The 500-nt window shown below is 58.6% G+C and carries 1 protein-coding gene; it reads left to right on the top strand.

What is annotated here, in order from left to right; all coding sequences use genetic code 11:
* Window positions 1-500 (top strand): electron transfer flavoprotein subunit beta/FixA family protein (locus tag HMPREF1627_RS01010; RefSeq protein ID WP_034500388.1); only part of this gene is annotated, 500 nt, incomplete at both ends.

Below are 500 nucleotides of genomic sequence, written 5' to 3'. Positions count from 1 at the left end.
GTTTGGCTGGTTCTGATGCGATTGGTACTGCGCAGGTTCTTGCGGCTGTAGCCCGCAAGCTCGCACAGGAGGAACCGATTGACCTCTTTATTACGGGTATGGCTAGCTTGGACGGTATGACGTCGATGGTTCCAGCGGCTGTGGCTGCTGGTTTAGGTTGGCCCTATATTTCGCTTGCGTCTGAGCTTTCGATTGAAGAAGGGGCCGTGCAGGCTGTTCGCCACGCGGATGGTTTCACGGACACGTTGCGCTGTGCTTTGCCCGCTGTGGTTTCGGTGACGGACCAGGTAAATGAGCCGCGTTTCCCGAATTTCAAGGACATGCGCGCGGCGCGGAAGAAGCCGCTGGACGTGTGGTCGCTTGATGATATTGAGGATGTAGCTGATCCGGATGCGATGGTGATCGGCAAGCAGGGTGCGGGCACGATGGTGCTGGAGGCTAGTGAACAGTCAGAGCGCGCGGCCGGCGAGGTTGTGTCTGGCGTAGGTGGCGGCCTAAAG

The organism is Actinomyces sp. S6-Spd3 (assembly GCF_000758755.1).
Classification (GTDB): domain Bacteria; phylum Actinomycetota; class Actinomycetes; order Actinomycetales; family Actinomycetaceae; genus Pauljensenia.
This window is presented reverse-complemented; position numbering and strand designations above follow the sequence as displayed.